13 protein-coding genes are annotated in these 16,891 nt (G+C 66.3%); 7 read left to right on the top strand and 6 right to left on the bottom strand.

Annotated features, from left to right (window positions below):
- Positions 1-254: 254 nt before the first annotated feature.
- The 4 genes from O3298_RS09775 (at position 255) to O3298_RS09760 (ending at position 4,678) form a co-directional block, all read left to right on the top strand.
- Complete coding sequence (locus tag O3298_RS09775; RefSeq protein WP_099667564.1) at positions 255-1,760, top strand: peptide MFS transporter; 1,506 nt, start codon at positions 255-257, stop codon at positions 1,758-1,760.
- Positions 1,761-1,889: 129 nt separating this feature from the next.
- A complete protein-coding gene (locus tag O3298_RS09770; RefSeq protein WP_305059151.1) occupies positions 1,890-2,576 on the top strand; it encodes a UPF0149 family protein in 687 nt (228 codons plus the stop codon).
- Positions 2,577-2,588: 12 nt separating this feature from the next.
- The gene (locus tag O3298_RS09765; protein WP_305059149.1) at positions 2,589-4,283 is read left to right on the top strand and encodes a hypothetical protein; all 1,695 of its coding nucleotides are present in this window, start codon (positions 2,589-2,591) and stop codon (positions 4,281-4,283) included.
- Positions 4,284-4,297: 14 nt separating this feature from the next.
- A complete protein-coding gene (locus O3298_RS09760; RefSeq protein WP_305059148.1) occupies positions 4,298-4,678 on the top strand; it encodes a hypothetical protein in 381 nt (126 codons plus the stop codon).
- A 9-nt stretch (positions 4,679-4,687) separates the two neighbouring features.
- Here the strand turns inward: O3298_RS09760 and O3298_RS09755 are convergent, their stop codons facing one another.
- From O3298_RS09755 to O3298_RS09735, 5 genes are all read right to left on the bottom strand, one after another.
- Positions 4,688-7,177 (bottom strand): TonB-dependent siderophore receptor, encoded by a 2,490-nt coding sequence (locus tag O3298_RS09755; protein WP_305059147.1) that lies wholly within the window; start codon positions 7,175-7,177, stop codon positions 4,688-4,690.
- 100 nt (positions 7,178-7,277) lie between these two features.
- Positions 7,278-8,282: a FecR domain-containing protein gene (locus tag O3298_RS09750; protein ID WP_369811528.1), complete on the bottom strand. Its 1,005-nt coding sequence runs from the start codon at positions 8,280-8,282 to the stop codon at positions 7,278-7,280.
- Positions 8,272-8,793 carry a sigma-70 family RNA polymerase sigma factor gene (locus O3298_RS09745; RefSeq protein ID WP_305059146.1) on the bottom strand — a complete coding sequence of 174 codons (522 nt, stop codon included), beginning with the start codon at positions 8,791-8,793 and terminating at the stop codon, positions 8,272-8,274. The genes O3298_RS09750 and O3298_RS09745 overlap by 11 nt, the downstream gene beginning before the upstream one ends.
- Positions 8,794-8,903: 110 nt before the next feature.
- Positions 8,904-9,404 (bottom strand): GNAT family N-acetyltransferase, encoded by a 501-nt coding sequence (locus O3298_RS09740; protein WP_305059145.1) that lies wholly within the window; start codon positions 9,402-9,404, stop codon positions 8,904-8,906.
- Positions 9,405-9,502: 98 nt separating this feature from the next.
- Positions 9,503-9,730 carry a hypothetical protein gene (locus O3298_RS09735; RefSeq protein WP_077405728.1) on the bottom strand — a complete coding sequence of 76 codons (228 nt, stop codon included), beginning with the start codon at positions 9,728-9,730 and terminating at the stop codon, positions 9,503-9,505.
- Between the two features lie 173 nt (positions 9,731-9,903).
- On the opposite strand from O3298_RS09735, the gene O3298_RS09730 reads away from it, so the two are divergent.
- Together O3298_RS09730 and O3298_RS09725 are read left to right on the top strand one after the other, a co-directional pair.
- Positions 9,904-11,097: a hypothetical protein gene (locus O3298_RS09730; protein ID WP_305059144.1), complete on the top strand. Its 1,194-nt coding sequence runs from the start codon at positions 9,904-9,906 to the stop codon at positions 11,095-11,097.
- Complete coding sequence (locus O3298_RS09725) at positions 11,090-12,019, top strand: AAC(3) family N-acetyltransferase (RefSeq protein ID WP_305059143.1); 930 nt, start codon at positions 11,090-11,092, stop codon at positions 12,017-12,019. The genes O3298_RS09730 and O3298_RS09725 overlap by 8 nt, the downstream gene beginning before the upstream one ends.
- Positions 12,020-12,069: 50 nt before the next feature.
- Here the strand turns inward: O3298_RS09725 and O3298_RS09720 are convergent, their stop codons facing one another.
- The gene (locus O3298_RS09720) at positions 12,070-14,337 is read right to left on the bottom strand and encodes an OPT family oligopeptide transporter (RefSeq protein ID WP_305059142.1); all 2,268 of its coding nucleotides are present in this window, start codon (positions 14,335-14,337) and stop codon (positions 12,070-12,072) included.
- 211 nt (positions 14,338-14,548) lie between these two features.
- Between O3298_RS09720 and O3298_RS09715 the strand changes: the two genes are divergently transcribed.
- Entirely contained in the window at positions 14,549-16,873 is a 2,325-nt protein-coding gene (locus O3298_RS09715) for a penicillin-binding protein 1A (RefSeq protein WP_305059141.1), read from the top strand.
- The last annotated feature ends 18 nt before the right edge of the window (positions 16,874-16,891 follow it).

Here is a 16,891-nt window from a genome sequence, read left to right as displayed (position 1 = left end):
ACAAGTCAGGCAAGTTGTGCTGTGCCGCCGCAAAATCGCCGGGGCCGCCCTTGCCTGCAAACCGGTTTGACCAATATGAAACAGTCATTCTTGCTAATGCGAATCGAAATCTTCGCTCAGCGCAATTTGTAGATTAGAATGCCAGCCTATTGGAATTCCCGTGCGTGAGGTTCTTCATGAGAGTCCCCGCCGCCCGCAGGCTTCCATAAGTTCGTTGTATCGATTGACTATAATAATTTTTCAGGAGGAACCGCATGAGCGGTGCGACTACGCCCAACAAGGAAGCCGTTATTCCCGAGTTCAAGCAGATTATGGGCCATCCAAGCCCATTGTGGATGTTGTTCATGACTGAATTCTGGGAACGCTTCGCGTTCTACGGAGTTCGCTGGGCGCTGGTACTGTACATCGTGGCCCAGTTCCACGGCGGCGACGGTTCGGGACAGGCAGCGGCCAACCTTACCTACGGTTCCTTCCTCGCGCTGGTGTACGCCGGCGCCCTGTTCGGCGGTTACATCGCCGACCGGGTCATCGGTTACCAGCGCTCCATCCTGCTGGGCGCCGTCTTCATGGCTGCCGGCCTGTTCTGCATCTCGGTACCGAACCAAGACATCTTCAACCTGGGCCTGGCCACCATGATCGTCGGTAACGGCATGTTCAAGCCGAACATCTCGACCATGGTCGGCAAGCTGTACACGACGGCCGATCCGCGCCGCGACAGCGGTTTCACGATCTTCTACATGGGTATCAACATGGGCGCCATGGTCGCCCCTGTCTTTACGCAATGGCTGGCCGGGTCGATCTTCGGCACCAGCGACATGCCTGCGTACAAGATGGTCTTCATGGCGTCCGGTTTCGGCATGCTGATCAGCCTGGTATGGTTCGCCATCGGCCGCCGCGCCCTGAAGGGCATCGGCGCACCGGAAGCCGGTGCCGGCAGCCCGATGCGCGTCGTCTGGGTGGCCGTCGGCTCCCTGTGCGTGATCCCGCTGATGTACTTCCTGCTGACCGTCGGCGCTGAAAAGCTGCAAATCGTCCTGACCGTGCTGTTCGTCGGCCTGGCCGTGATGCTGATGATCGAAGGCATACGCAACGGTAAAGTGGCGCGCGACCGCGTCATCGCCATGCTGCTGATCTTCGTCTTCAACATCCTGTTCTGGATGTTCTTCGAACAGGCAGGCAGCTCGTTTACCTTCCTGGCCGACAAGATCGTCAACCGCGACCTGGGCTTCGCCATCTTCCCGACCGCCTACTTCCAGACCGTCAATTCGGTCGCCATCATCGTCTTTGCGCCGATCATCGCCGCCGTCTGGGTCTTCCTGGCGCGCCACAACGTCAATCCATCGATCCCGCGCAAATTCGGCCTGGGCTTGCTGGGCAATGCGCTGGCCTTCGGCCTGCTGATCTTCGCACTGTCGAGCCTGGTTGGCGCCGACAACAAGATCCCGTTCTGGACCCTGGCGACCGTGTACATGCTGCAATCGATCGGCGAGCTGTGCCTGTCGCCTATCGGCCTGTCGATGGTCACCAAGCTGGCGCCAGTACGCCTGGTCGGCCTGGGCATGGGCGGCTGGTTCCTGTCGACCGGTATCGGCAACAACCTGTCCGGCATCTTCGCCAGCCACGTCAGCGGCGAAAGCGGCATGTCGGTACAGTCGGCCCTGTCCGGCTACACCTTCGGCTTCTGGTCCCTGCTGGGCGCCGGCGTGATCCTGTTCCTGATCGCACCGCTGATCAACAAACTGATGCACGGCGTGAAGTAAGCGTCTTGCTGTAGATCAAAACGGCGGCCTGCGGGCCGCCGTTTTTCATTCGGCAGCCGTTTCCCCCTTGCCGGACGGTACAATACAGCCAGGGCCAGCGGCCATCCACCCACATTACTGAAAAATTCCATGTCCAGCATCTCCACCACCACGCCCCTCTCCGACGACGAATACGCCGAACTCGACACCCTGCTGGCCGCGCCCGCGCTGGACAGCCGCGCCATGGACGTGTCGATGCTGGAAGGTTTTCTCACGGCCGTCGCCCTGAGCCCGAAACAGATCGCGCCGGAACAATGGCTGCCCTGGGTCTGGGACAAGGCAGCCGGCAGCGCCGCGCCCGCGCCGGACGCGGCCAGCGAACGGGCGGCCAGCCTGGCGCAACGCCACCACGCCTACATGGTCGAATGGCTGGCGAAGGACCCCGACAGCTTCGAGCCCATCTATGTGTGCGGCCCCGAATGGAGCGTGCCCGCCTGGTGCGCCGGTTTTGTACTTGGCACGAGCCTGGACAAGCCCCAGTGGGCGGCCCTGGCCGTCAGCCACCCGGAATACCTGGCGCCGTTCCAGCACCTGGCCACGGCCGGCGAGCTCGACGACGATGCGGCCGAAACGGCCATGGATGGCGTGATTCCGTCCGTGATCGCCATCAACGCGGCCTGGGCGCGCCAGCGCCACCTGAAAAGCCAGGCCCAAAGCCAGCCCGGCGCCACCGTGCTGCGCGAAGTGCCGAAGACGGGCCGCAACGACCCGTGCCACTGCGGCAGCGGCAAGAAATACAAAAAATGCTGCGCCGACGCCGATAGCGCGGCGAACTAAGGCGATTCCTCCTTGCGCCAGCTGCTGACGGCCATCCTGCGCTTCCTGCTGCGCCACGCGCTGCAGTTTGCGCTGTTCATCGTCATCCTGCTGGCCGGACGCCTGCTGCTGGCGGAATGGCGCGCCTACAGTGCCGGCAGCGAGGCCGTGGCCGTGCTCAGGCTGGCCGCCGAGGGCGCCGACAGCCACGGCGCCGGCCTGGCCGCTGCCGCCACTGCGCGGGTCAACGCCCTGCAAACGGCCTCGCACGCGGCCATCGCCACCCGCCTGGCGCAAGTGCAGGCGCAATTGACGGCCTTGCGCGCGCGGCAGCAAGCGTCGCTGTTCACCCTTCCCCTGCCCGACGCGAACACCCTGGCCCTGCACGCGCAGGAGGAAGCGGCGCGCCGCGTGGAGATCGAAGTGCTGGCGCAGGAAGCCCGCTATCTGACCGCCCTGCAAGCGGCGATCAGCGGCGAGGATGCGCGGCACACGCTGGCGCGCCTGCACGCGGAACACGTGGGCGCATATGCTGCACTGCAAAATAATCTGCGCCAGCGCCGGCAGCTGGAAGCACAGCACCCGCTGGCGGCGCGCCTGCCCGGCAGCGACGCCTACGCGCGGCTGTCGCAGCTGGAAGCGCAGGGGCAGCGTTTGCGCGAGATCAACCTGCAAGCGTATCAGGCCTGGGCGGCGCAGCGCGCACGCACCGGCAACGCCGCCCGTCCGGCGCCATTTGCCATCGACGAGCAAGCCTTGAGGGGCGTCCTGGCGCCCGTGCAAACGGCCATCGCGGCCGGTGAAGGACAACTGGCGCGCAACTGGATCGGGCGCTGGCGCGCGCCCGTCATGGACGTGGCGCCCACGGCCGCCCTGCTGGTACTGTCGGCCATCCTGCTGCCCACCGCCATCAAGGCCTTCTTTTACTTCGTGCTGGCGCCCGTCGCTTCCCGTTTGCCGCCGCTGTCGATCGCGCGCGAACTGCAGGTCGCGGGCAGCTCCCTGCCACCGCCGCCACAGGGCGAATCGCGCATTTCCGCCGTCTCGCAAGGTTTGCTGCTGCAGCCCGGCCAGCAGATGCTGATCCATCCCGAATACCTGCAATCGTCGCCCGTCAGCAGCACCAAGCGCACGCAATGGCTGCTGGACTGGCGCTTCCCGTTCACCAGCCTGGCCGCCGGCATGGTGGCGCTGACCCGCCTGCACAGCGACAAGATTGCATCCGTGACGATTTCCGCCAGCGACGACCCGCTGCTGGAAGTGGCCGTCGTCCACCTGCCGGCCGGCAGCGCATTGGTCTTCCAGCCGCGGGGACTCGTGGGCCTGGTCTGCGACTCGAATCAGCCGCTGGCGATATCGAGCCACTGGCGCCTGGGCAGCCTGCATGCCTGGCTTACCCTGCAGCTGCGCTTCATCGTCTTTCGCGGCCCCGTCACCCTGCTCGTGCGCGGCTGCCGCGGCGTGCGCCTGGAACGGGCCGGCCAGGGACGCTCCATCAGCCAGTCCGCCACCCTGGGTTTCACCACCGACGTGCTGTACTCGACCCTGCGCAGCGAAACCTTCATCCCCTACCTGCGCGGCCAGCAAGCGCTGCTCAACGACCGCTTCGACGGCGACAACGGCGTCTACCTGTACGAAGAAACCCCGCGCCACGGCAAGCAGCCGGGCAAGGCGGGCAGCTGGTTCGAGGGGTTCACGGACGCGATATTGAAAGTATTCGGCATCTAGCCGAGGAAAGCAAAATGAACGACTTCCTGTTTGCCGATTTTCTCGAGGACCATGCCGCGTATGCGGCGGCAGAGGCCTGGTGGCAGGCGCGCCTGGCCTTCCTCGACGGCCAATGCACGCCGTATCTGCGCACCGCGTTCGCCAATGGCCAGCCGTTCTATGACGGCAACCCCATCGTCAACCTGGCGGACCGGCACGCGGGCAAGGCGGCACGCATCGTGCAGCAATGCCCGCATGAATGCGGCCACGGCTACACGAGCTTCGAACAAGCCATCGAGCTGGCCGGCGGCGACGGGCACCGCCCGGCGCAGGAAAAAATCATCGTGCTGACCCTGACGCAGGCAACGGCGCAGAGGGCCGAGGCGGAATTGCGCGCCTGGTTTGCGCCTGCGTAAGGCTGCGCGCTACCAGAGGTAGGCCACGCGCACGCCGACATTGCGCTGTTCGCCGTAATTGCAGGCCCGCGCCGAGAAACACGAGGCGACATGGTATTTGTCGAACAGGTTCTTCACCGTCATGCTCACGCTCAGGCCGCGCCAGTCGCTGCGCGCCTGCCCCAGGTCATAGCGCAGCGACAGGTCGGCCAGGGTGAACGCCGGCACCTGGAAGGTGTTCTCCGCGTCGCCCCAGCTGGCGCCCACGTGGCGCACGCCTGCGCCGGCCGACAGGCCGCGCAAGCCGCCAACGAAGGCGTAATCGGCCCACGCGGAAGCCATCTGCCGGGGCACTTCATACGGCGACTTGCCCTGCACGTTCGTGCCCCACATGTCCGGATTCGCCTTCGTCACCTTCAGGGGGTTGTAGGTGAGGGATGCCAGCAGTTTCAGCTGGCTGCCCGGCTGCGCCGCCACTTCCAGTTCGATGCCGCGCGAGCGCACCTCTCCCTGCTGGATGGAGAAATTCGGGTCGTCCGGGTCCGTCGTCAGCACGTTCTGGCGGCGCAGTTCGAATGCGGCGGCCGTCACGGACAGATGCGCACCAGGCGCGTATTTCACGCCAACCTCCACTTGCCGGGCCGTTTCCGGCTCGAACGGACGCTCAAAGCGGTCGGCGCCGGAGACGGGCGAGAACGATTCGCTGTAGCTGGCGTAAGGCGCCAGGCCGTTCGCCGCCAGGTAGGTGATGCCGGCGCGGCCCGTGAATGCCGTGGGTTTGCGCACCGTCGTGGCCGACGGCGATACCAGCAGATTGCGCTGTTCCTGGCGCGTCCAGTCCTGGCGCCCGCCCACGGTGAAGACCCATTGACGGTATTGCATGCGGTCTTGCAGGTAGGCGCCCAGCTGCCGGTTATGCTCGCGGCGCAGGGCATCGGGCGCCAGCGCCGCCAGGTCCAGCGCGCCGCCGTAGACGGGGCGGTAGATATCGATCTGCGGACCGTCGGCGATATACGAGCTGAACGAAGTACTGCTGCGGCTGTAATCGATGCCGGCAACCACCTCATGGCGCAGCGCGCCCGTCGCCACCTGACCCGTCACGCTGGTATCGAGCGAGTACACGCTGCCCTTGCCGTCGCGCGTATCGATCTCGCGGTTGGTGACTGCATGGTCGATTAAGTTGCCGTAACGAAACATATACTGTTCATGGTTATTCGCGTGCAGGAAGCGGAAGTTCTGCCGGAGCGTCCATCCGCTGTCGAACGTGTGGCGCGCCGCGTAGCCCGCCGACGCGACGCGCGTTTCCTCGTGGTCGAAGCCGGGCTCGCCCAGGAATCGCGTCAGCGGCAGGCGGCCGTTAGGATTACTGCCGTTCAAGGCTTCCCACTGCACGTTCGACGATTGCATGGCGCGATTCTGCTGAAAAAAGCCCAATAAGGTGATGCTGGTGCGGGCGCTCGGCGCCCACGTCAGGCTGGGCGCCAGATAGTAGCGGTCGTCCTGCATGTAATCGATCTGCTGGTCCGCCTGGCGCGCCAGCCCCACCAGCCGGTACTGCAGGCTGCCGTCGTCGGCCAGCTTGCCGCCCACGTCGAGGGCCAGCTGCTTGCGCGCATAGCTGCCGAGCGACAGTTCGACCTGGTTCACCTGGTCCGCCGCGGGGCGCTTGGGCACGAAATTGACGATGCCGCCCGGCGCGTTCTGGCCGTACAGCACGGACGAAGGTCCCTTCAGCACTTCCACGCGCTCGGCGCCGTACGGCTCCACGCCGAAAAAGCCCAGCGTCCCCATCGGCATCAGGCGCATGCCGTCCAGGTAGAACGCGCCCGAAAACTGGCTGAAGCCCCGTACCGACAGGCTGTCGTCGGCAGGATTGGCGCCTGCCGTGTTGCTGCGCAAGCCGGCCGTGTACTGGATGGCATCGTTCAGGGTGCGCACGCCCTGGTCATCCATGCGGTCGCGCGTGATGACGGAGACCGATTGCGGCACTTCCAGCAGGGAAGCATCGGTCTTGGTGGCCGTGCTGGCCCGCCGCGCCACATAGCCGCTGGCCTTGCCCCACGGGTTTTCCTCTTCCGCCTGCGCGCTGACGGTCACGGGCGCCATCGTCTGCACGCCGTCCGCCGCCGCGCCGGCAGCGGATGCGGAGGCGGCACGCAGCGCGTAGCCGCCGCCGGCCGTGCGCACGGCAGCGAGCCCGGTGCCGGCCAGCGCCCGCGCCAGCGCGTCGTCCACCGTGTAGCTGCCGCTGACGCCGCCGCTGCGCAGCCCTTCCGTCGCGGCCGAGCCAAAGGCGATCAGCAAGCCCGCTTCACGCCCCAGCCGGTTCAACGTCGCTTCCAGCGGCCCCGCCGGGATAGCGTAATGGCGCAAGGACGCGGGCTGTCCGGCCGTTTGCGCGTGCGCCGGCGCGCCGGCCAGGCTGGCCAGTGCGCCCAGGCACAGGGCGTGCACCAGGCGGGCCAGCGGTGTCATGGCCAGCAAGCGCGTGGATGGGGGGAATGTACTGCGGTTGTTCATGGCATGCCTTCGTATCATGGGATGGGTGGAACGGGCCAATACCTGCGCCCTCACTTTCCTTGACAAGGCAGCGTGCAAAAACAGTCCATGTATTTTCAGTTTATTTTTTCGCCGCGCGCGGCCGCAAGGTGACCCAGTAGCGCGTCAGGTAGTGCAGCTCGACGGGCAAGGCTTCCACCAGCGCCAACAGCACCCTGTCGGTATCGGCCAGCGGATAGGCGCCCGACACCAGCATGTGCGCGAGCGCAGGATCGCATCCCAGGTGGCCGCGCCGGTAGCGCGACAACTCCAGCAGGAAATCGTCCAGGCGCATGTGCGCGGCGACCAGCATGCCGTCGGCCCAGGCACCGGCGCCGGCATCGAGCGCATGCGCCGCGCCCACGCCGTCGCGCGTAAAACTGCCCTCCTCGCCCGCCCGCAGCACGCGTGGCTGGCCATCGGCCGCCGCAGGCCGCAGCTCGACGGCCCCCTCCAGCACGCCCACCTGCACGAAGCCGTCGTGCTGGCGCACGATGAATCGCGTGCCCAGCGCGCGCGCCGTGCCGTCGGCGGTGTACACGCGGAAGGGCCGCCGCTGCGCATCGGGCGCCGTCTGCAGCAGCACCTCGCCGCGCAGCAGCTGCACCGCGCGCTCGCTGGCGTCATAGCGCAGCTGGATGGCGCTATCGGTATTGAGCACCAGCGTGCCGCCGTCCGGCAGGCGCACCGTGCGCCGCTCGCCCGTGGCCGTGCTGGCATCGGCGTTCCACGACTGCCACGCCGGTGTCTGGCGCAGCATGGCGGCGCTGCCGCCCGCGACCACCAGCGCCGTGAGCAGGCGCACCGCGCGGCGCCGCTGCGCGCCTGCGGGTGCGGCCAGGGCGGCGCTGGCCAGCGGCGGCGGAATGCCGGCCAGCTGGCCGCTGACCGCTTCGATGCGCTGCCAGGCCCGCTCATGTTCGGCTTCCTCGGCGCGCCAGCGCTGCCACGCCTGCAGCTGCGCGGCTGTGGCGTCGCCGCCCTGCAGCGCCAGCCACCACTGCACGGCCCGCCGCGCCACGGCGGGCGCCACGCTTGCGGCGACACCCGTTCCGTCCAGGGCGAGGCTTGCCTCTTCATCCATCATGCTGCTCCGGGAAAAAGCAGCGCAGGGCCGCCCGGGCCAGATGGCGCTTGACGGTGGACAGGGAAATGCCCAGTTCAGCGGCGACCTCCTGCTGCCCCATGTCGTCGAGCTGCACCAGCAAAAAGGCTTGCCGCGCCTGCGCCGGCAGCCCGGCCAGGCGCCGGTCCAGCTCCACCAGCCGTTCGAGGAACATCAGGCGCACTTCGGGCGGCGGCGCCACCGGCTCCGGCATCAGGGCAAGGGCGTCGAGGTAGGCTTGCTCGATGGCGCGCCGGCGCACATGGTTGATCAGCAGGTTGCGGGCGATCGTCGTCAGGTAGGCGCGCGGCTCCTGCACGCCCTGCATGCCCTGCGGCGCGAGCACGCGCAGGAAGGTGGCCTGCGCCAGGTCGGCCGCGTCGAAGGCGTTGCCCACCTTGCGCTGCAGCCAGCCGCGCAGCCAGCCATGGTGCTGGCGATACAGGATGGCGATGTCATCGAAATCATGCAGGGAGACGTGGTCGGCGGACATGGAGCGGCGGGTCTGGCGGGCAGCACAAACTTAATGAGAATTATTCTCAATTATAGGCAGAAGTGCGCACCCAGGCAAGATCCGCGGCCGCCGCAGCCATGGCAGGAAGCTCAATCCGGCCTGCAGTCAGCCTGCAGCAAACCGAAGACATGCAGGTCGACAAACACGCCGTTTAACAGTTCCGCCTGCCGCAGCACGCCTTCGTGCGCAAACCCCAGCCGTTCGGCCAGCGCCATGCTGGCCCCGTTGCCGGCCGCGCACTGCAATTCGATGCGGTGCAATTGCAGCGCGCCAAACGCATGCGCGAGAACGGCGCGCACCGCCGCGCTGGCGATGCCCCTGCCCTGGAATTGGCGTCCGAGGTAATAGCCGATTTTCGCCTTGCGGTCCTCTGTATCGATGTCTTTCAGGCGGATGCTGCCGCACAAGGCCGTGCCGGAGAAGACATGCCACTCCAGCACTTCGCCGCTGGCTGCGCGCGCGCAAGCGGCCTGCAGATACGCCTGCGCCTCGCCGAACGAGTCCAGCTGCACCACGGCGGGCAGGTAGGCTTGCAGGTGTTCGCGGTTTTCCGCCACCAGCGTGGCGAGCGCCTGGGCGTGTTCAGGCAAGGTTGGAACAATGGAAATATCAGGAAATGCTGAAAGAGTCAGGTGCATATGTCCCTGGCGGGCCGGTAAAGTTAGAGTAGAAACACGCGGGCGTATCGCTACGCCGCAATCGAATGCGACACGCTCAGCCACTCGCCCGGCTGCAAATTCGCCGCCGCCTCGCGCGTGGCCAGCACGCTGTCCGGGTCCAGGTCGGAGCGTTTCAGCTTGTAGGAGTAGGCGAAATCATCGGCATCGAATGCCTGCCCCGCCTTCACGTAATACTTGAAGCCGACGAACGCGTCGGGATTGGTGACGACTGTGTATTCAAGCGTGACGCTGTTCATGGCGGGCCTCGTCGACAACGGTGAAGTGTCTATTATGCGTCAATTCCGGCGGCAGCGATGCGACGGCCAATCCTTGCGGCAAGTCAATAACCCTACCGCCTGCCGGCGCTACAGTAGCCTGTGCCAACCAGCACGCCACTGCTGCCATTACGACCGTTACTGCCATTACTGCCATGCGCACCTTGCTCACGAAGATCAGGAACACGCTGTCGCCGCAGGCGAGCCTGCCGGCGGCGGCGCGCATCGAGCGGCTGTCGGACCGGCGCGGCCTGCCCGCCTTCGACCCCGGCCCGCAAGCCGTCGTCAAGGCCTGCACGGCCTGGCTATGCGCGGCGCAGGACCATTCCAGCTCAAACGACGGCGGCGTCGCGCGCGACTACAGCCTGCTCACAGGGTGGTCGAGTTCCTACCCGGAGACCACCGGCTACATCATCCCCACCCTCATCGCCCTGGCGCAGCGCACGGGCGATGAGGGTGGGGATGAGGCGCTGCACGGGCGCGCGCGGCGCATGCTCGACTGGTGCCTGGCCATCCAGTTCGCACAAGGCGGATTCCAGGGCGGGAAGATCGATTCGACGCCGCGCGTGCCCGTCACTTTCAATACGGGCCAGATCCTGCTCGGCCTGGCCGCCGGCGTGGCGGCGTACGGCGCAGCCTACGCAGACGCCATGCACCGCGCGGCAAGCTGGCTGCGCGACAGCCAGGATGCGGACGGCTGCTGGCGCCGCCATCCGACGCCGTTCGCCAGCGCCGGCGACAAGGCCTACGAAACGCACGTCGCATGGGGCCTGTTCGAAGCAGACCGCGTCGCGCCGGGCCACGGCTATGGCGCGGCCGGCTTGCGCCAGGTCGACTGGGCGCTGACAAAACAGCGGCCCAATGGCTGGTTCGCGTCGAACTGCCTGGACAACCCGCTCCTGCCCCTGACCCATACCATCGGCTACGCCTTGCGCGGCCTGCTCGAAGCGCACCGCTTTTCGGCGCGCGCCGACCTGCTCGACGCCGCCGCGCGCACGGGAACGAGCGTCGCCAGGGCCGTGGCGGCCGACGGCTACCTGGCCGGCCGCCTCGGTCCGGACTTCCAGCCGGGAGCGAACTACGCCTGCCTCACGGGTTCCGCCCAAAACGCGCATTGTCTGTTCCTGCTGTATCGGCTCACGGGCGAGCGGCCCTACCTCGACGCGGGGCGCCGCCTGAACCGCTACGTGCGGCGCGCGGTCAGCATCGACGGTCCCGCGCACGCGCGCGGCGGCGTCAAGGGCTCGTTTCCCGTCGATGGCGACTACGGCACCTGGGCTTACCTGAACTGGGCCGCCAAGTTCTGCATCGATGCCAACCTGCTGGAATTGGAGTTAGGCCATGCTTGACGGGGCCAGACGCGCCGCCAGGGCCGCGCTGCAAGCGTGGCGCCGCGCCGCCGGCGCCCGGCACGTGCGCCAGAATGCCCCCCACGTGACGCGCGCCGGGCTGACTGCCGGCCTGGCGCGGCTGGGCATCGCGCCAGGCGATACGCTGTTCGTGCATTCCTCGCTGAAAAGCCTGGGCTATGTGGAAGGCGGCGCGCCAGCCGTGATAGCCGCCCTGCAGGACGCCGTCGGCCCGCAAGGCGCCCTGCTGCTGCCCGCCTACTATCTGCCGGGCGGCACCGTGCGCGCCGCCTGCGCCATGCCCGATTATGTATTCGACCCGCGCCGCCACGGCACGCACATGGGACGCCTGCCGGAAGCCTTCCTTGCCAGCCCCGGTGTCCGGCGCAGCATCCACCCGACGCACTCCGTCTGCGCGTGGGGCCGCCATGCCGCCGACCTCACCGAAGCGCACCACCGCGCGCCCTCGATCTTCGGCATGGGCTCTCCCTGGCAGCGCTTCATCGGCTGCGACCATGCGAAGGTGCTGGGCCTGGGCATTTCCATGGGGCCGGTGACGTTCTATCACGCGCTGGAAGACGCCATGGGCGAGGCCTTTCCCGTGCCCGTGTGGGAGGAAGAGACAAGGCTGCTCGCTTGCCTGGACCACGCGGGCCGTCGCTGGGACGTGCCCGTGCGCCCTTTCGATCCGGCCATCGCACAGCGCCGCATCGACCATCCCGGCCGGGAGGATCTGCGCACGTACTTTCAGCGGGAATTCGATGCCGCCGGCCTGCGCGTCAACGGGCAAGTAGGCGACGCGGCGTCGTGGTGCATACCCGCGCAGGCGTTTTATGACCACCTGCGCCAACTGGCGTCCGAGCACGTAACGATCTACGCGAGCGCGGCGCAGCTGGCGGCGCGGCCCATCGGGCGCGCATAAAAAAACCGCCCGGTGCGACCCGGGCGGTTTTCCTTGGAGTGGCTATGACATCAAGCCTGCGAACTGCCCGCTTTCTTCTCGCGCGCCACGATATACAGCAGCACGATGATGAGCGCATACGGCAACAGGGACAGCGCATCCGAATGCAAGCCCGCGTAGAACGGGTTGCCGTGCTCGGCCCAGTCGGCCATCATCTGGTCGAAGTGCGTCAGCACGCCGGCCGTGATCGCGATGATGATGCCGGCCAGCGCACCGCCGGCGATGTAGCCGGACGCCAGCAGCACGCCCGAGCTGCGGTCGCCCGCCAGCTGGCGCTCTTCTTCATTGAGCTTGGCGTTGTGTTCCAGCTTGTTGTTGCGGCGGTCCGCCAGCCAGCGCACCAGGCCACCGACGAAGATCGGCAAGGTGGACGACAGGGGCAAATACACGCCCACGGAGAACGCCAGCGACGGGATGCCGGCCATTTCCAGCACCACGGCGATCATCACGCCGAACAGCACCAGGGTCCACGGCAGCTGCTGGTCGAGGATGCCCTTGATGATGTAGGACATCAGCACGGCCTTCGGCGCATCGTATTTCTTCACTTCCGAACCGTCGGGACGCTTGCTGTAATGGCCATTGATGCCCGGATCGACCAGGTAAGCCAGCTGGCCATCATCCTTGACAAAATACTTGCCGGCCGGGCCGCCCACGGTATCCGTCTTTTGCCAGACTTTATACGTGTTGTGGTCCGTCTCGGCTTGCGGGCCATGCAGCTCGCCCGTCACCGTCAGCTTCGACGCATCGACCGTCAGGCCGGGCGCCACTTGCGCGGCCGGCACGTAGACGGTGCTCGCCTCGTTCAGTTTCAGCAGAATCGGACCGAGGATCAGGGCGGACGACAAGGCGCCCGCCAGGATCGCATACTGCTGCAGGCGCGGCGTGGCGCCCACCAGGTAGCCCGTTTTCAAGTCTTGCGACGTGGTGCCCGCATTGCTGGCGGCGATGCAGACGATGGCGCCCACCGACAGGGCCGTCACATAGTAACGTCCGCCCGTCCAGCCCATGATGAGGAAGATCAGGCAAGTGAACAGCAAGGTGGCCACGGCCATGCCGGAGATCGGGTTCGACGAGGAGCCGATTTCGCCCGTCAGGCGCGACGACACGGTGGCGAACAGGAAGCCGAAGACGAGGATCAGCAGCGCGCCGAGGAAATTCATGTGCAGCGGCGTGGCGAAGGTGATCACGGCGATGATGGACAGGCAGCCGATGACGACCCATTTCAGGGGGATGTCCTGGTCCGTGCGCAGGGTGGAATTGCTCTTGACGCCCTTGCCGATGCCTTTCAGGCCGGCCGACAGGCTGCGCCAGATCATGGGCATGGCGCGCACCAGGGAAATCAGGCCGCCGGCGGCCACGGCGCCCGCGCCGATGTACAGCACGTAGGCGCTGCGCACGTCGTCCGCGCCCATTTCGCTGATCAACTTGGTGCCCGGCGAAAGCACGGTGGTCAGGCTGTCGCCGAAGAACTTGATCATCGGGATCAACAGCAGGTACGACAGCACGCCGCCGGCCGCCATGGTGGCGGCGATGCGCGGGCCGATGATGTAGCCCACGCCCAGCAATTCAGGAGAGATTTCGGCGCCGATGGAGCCGCCCTTGAGCGGCGCGGCGAATTCCACGCCCGGCGTATCCTTCCAGCCCTTGAACGAGATATTGAACACTTTATACAGCAAGCCGACGGCAAAACCGCCGAAGATGATCTTCGCGCGGCGCTTGGCGTCCAGCGCGGCAGCCGAATCCTTCTCGATGCTTTCGCCCGCGGCGATGCGCGATTCTTCCGTGGCGGCCGCCTTGAGCACTTCGGCGCACGCCGTGCCTTCGGGGAATTTGAGTTCCTTGTGCTGGTCGACGATCATGGTGCGGCGCATGGGGATCATCATCAGGATGCCCAGCAGGCCGCCGAGGACGCCGACCAGCATGACTCTAGAGATTTCCAGGTCGAAGCCGAGAATCAGGATGGCGGGCATGGTGACGCCCAGGCCGAAGGCCAGCGATTCGCCGGCCGAACCGGCCGTTTGCGTGATGCTGTTTTCCAGGATCGACGAATCCTTGCCGCCCACCTTCTTGGCCAGGCCGAACAGGGTGATGGCGATCACGGCGACGGGAATCGAGGCGCTGACGGTCAGGCCCACTTTCAGCACCAGGTAGAGCGAGGAAGCGCCGAAGACCATCCCCAGGATGACGCCCATGAACAGGGCGCGGAAGGTCATCTCGGGCAGCTTCGCATCGGCCGGGATGTAGGGCCTCACGACGCTCGGTGTTGCATCTTTTGCCATGGATATTTCCTTAATTTTAAAAAATAAACAGCCCGGATTGACGCCCGGGCTATTTTCTTGAAGCCGAGACTATCGCACAGCCGCGTTTCGATGAAAAGGTTTTTTGCTCCCGGTCCCCGAGGCCCGCCCGCCGCCCTGCCCGCGCGGGAAGCGCCGGCGCATTGGTCTATAATCGCTGCCACCGTGCCTTGCACGCTCACGTGAGACTGCCTTGACTGCCAAACGAACCGGATTCCCCTGGCCTTCCCGCCGCGCCACCGTGCGCGGTTTCATCATCGCCGGCTGCGCCGCGCTGGCCGCCGCCCTGCTGCTGGCCGCCTACCTGTTCCTGTATGTGCGCCCGCGCCTGCCCGAGCTGGACGTCATTACGGACTACCAGCCAAAGATCCCGCTGCGCGTCTACACGGCCGACAATGTGCTGATCGGCGAATTCGGCGAGGAACACCGCGACTTCGTGCCGATTGCGCAAGTGCCGGAAATGATGAAGAAGGCCCTGCTGGCCATCGAGGATGGCCGCTTCTACGAACACCACGGCATCGACTTCGTGCGCGCCGGCGGCGCCGTGCTGTCGAATCTGCGCCACGGCTTCGGCCACGGCGGCGGCTCCACCATCACCATGCAGGTGGCGCGCAACTTCTTCCTGACGCGCGAAAAAGTCGCCTCGCGCAAGCTCAATGAAATCATGCTGGCCCTGAAGATCGAGTCGGCCCTGTCGAAAGACCAGATTCTCGAGCTGTACATGAACCAGATGTACCTGGGCCAGCGCTCGTTCGGCTTCGGCAGCGCGGCGCAGACGTATTTCGGCAAGCCCTTGTCCGAACTGTCGATCGCGGAAATGGCCATGCTGGCGGGCCTGCCGCAAAACCCCTCGCGCCACAACCCGATCAGCAATCCGAAAAAGGCGCACGCGCGCCAGCAACTGGTCTTGAAACGCATGCGCGACCTCGATTACATCAGCGAAGGCCAGTACCAGCAGGCGCTGGCGCAGCCGCTGCATATCAACAGCCGCGGCAAGCAGGGTTTCGACACGCACGCCGAATACGTGGCCGAACTGGCGCGCCAGGCCGTGTATGCGCAGTACAAGGAAGACAGCTATACCAGAGGCATCAGCGTCTACACGACGATTTTGAAGGCGGACCAGGATGCGGCCTACGCCTCGACGCGCCGCAACGTCATCGCCTACGACCAGCGCCACGGCTACCGCGGCCCGGAAACCTTCATCGACATGCCGGTCGACCCCGAGCAGCGCGACGACGCCATCGATGCTGCGCTGCAAAAACGCCCGGACAGCGACGGCCTGATCGCCGCCGTCGTCACGGAAGTGGCCAGCGGCAAGGTAGTGGCCGACATCGGCGACGGCGATGCCAAGGCCATCACGGGCGAAGGCTTGCGCTTTGCCGCCCCGGCGCTGTCCGCCAAGGCGGGCGCCGGCATCAAGCTGCGCCCGGGCGCCGTGATCCGCATCACCCAGGACGCCAAGGGCAACTGGGCCATCACGCAAGTGCCGCTGGTGGCCGCCGCCTTCGTCTCGCTGGACGCGGAAACGGGCGCCTACCACGCCATGGTGGGCGGCTTCGACTACAACCTGCAAAAATTCAACCACGTGACGCAAGCCTGGCGCCAGCCCGGTTCGGCCATGAAGCCCTTCGTGTATTCGGCGGCGCTGGAAAAAGGCTTTTCGCCGGCCACCCTGATCAACGACGTGCCACTGGAAATGCAGGCGGGCGGCAAGGTATGGGCGCCGCAGAATGACGACTTCAAGTTCGACGGCCCCATCACCATGCGCTATGCGCTGGCGCAATCGAAGAACGTGGCCTCGGTGCGCATCCTGCGCGCGCTGGGCGTGTCGTACACGCACGACTTCATGGAAAAATTCGGCTTCGACCCGGCCCGCCAGCCCAGCAATCTGACCATGGCGCTGGGCACGGGTTCCGTCACGCCCGTGCAGATGGCGGGCGCCTACGCCCTGTTCGCCAATGGCGGCCACCAGGTGGAACCGTATTTGATCGACCGCATCGTCGACGCCAAGGGCGCGGTGCTGATGCAGGCCAAGCCGCCTGCGCCGAACGACGAGAAGACCCTGGCGCTGGACCCGCGCAACGCCTTCGTGATGGACAGCATGCTGCGCGAAGTCACGCGCACCGGCACGGGTGCTGCGGCGACGAAAAAACTGGGCCGCAGCGACATCGCCGGCAAGACCGGCACCACCAGCGACGCCGTCGACGGCTGGTTCGCCGGCTATGGCGGCGGCATCGTGGCGGTGGCGTGGATGGGCTATGACGAGCCCAAGTCCCTGGGCGGACGCGAATTCGGTTCCTCGCTTGCCATGCCGATCTGGATCGACTACATGCGCACGGCCCTGTCGACGCGCCCGCAAGTCACGCGCGCCGTGCCGGCGGGCCTGAGCCAGGTCGACGGCGAGTGGCTGTACGACGAATTCATCGACATGAACGGGATCAGGACGCTGGATATGGAGGCGGAGACGCCGACGGATCCGGCAGCCGTGCCGGAGACGGTGCCGGTGGAAACGAACTAGTGAAAAAGCCAGGAGCGA

Origin of the sequence: Janthinobacterium sp. SUN137 (genome assembly GCF_030587265.1) — a bacterium.
GTDB lineage: Bacteria > Pseudomonadota > Gammaproteobacteria > Burkholderiales > Burkholderiaceae_D > Janthinobacterium > Janthinobacterium kumbetense.
Note: the sequence above shows the minus strand (reverse complement) of the source record. Positions and strands in the feature narration are given on the sequence as shown.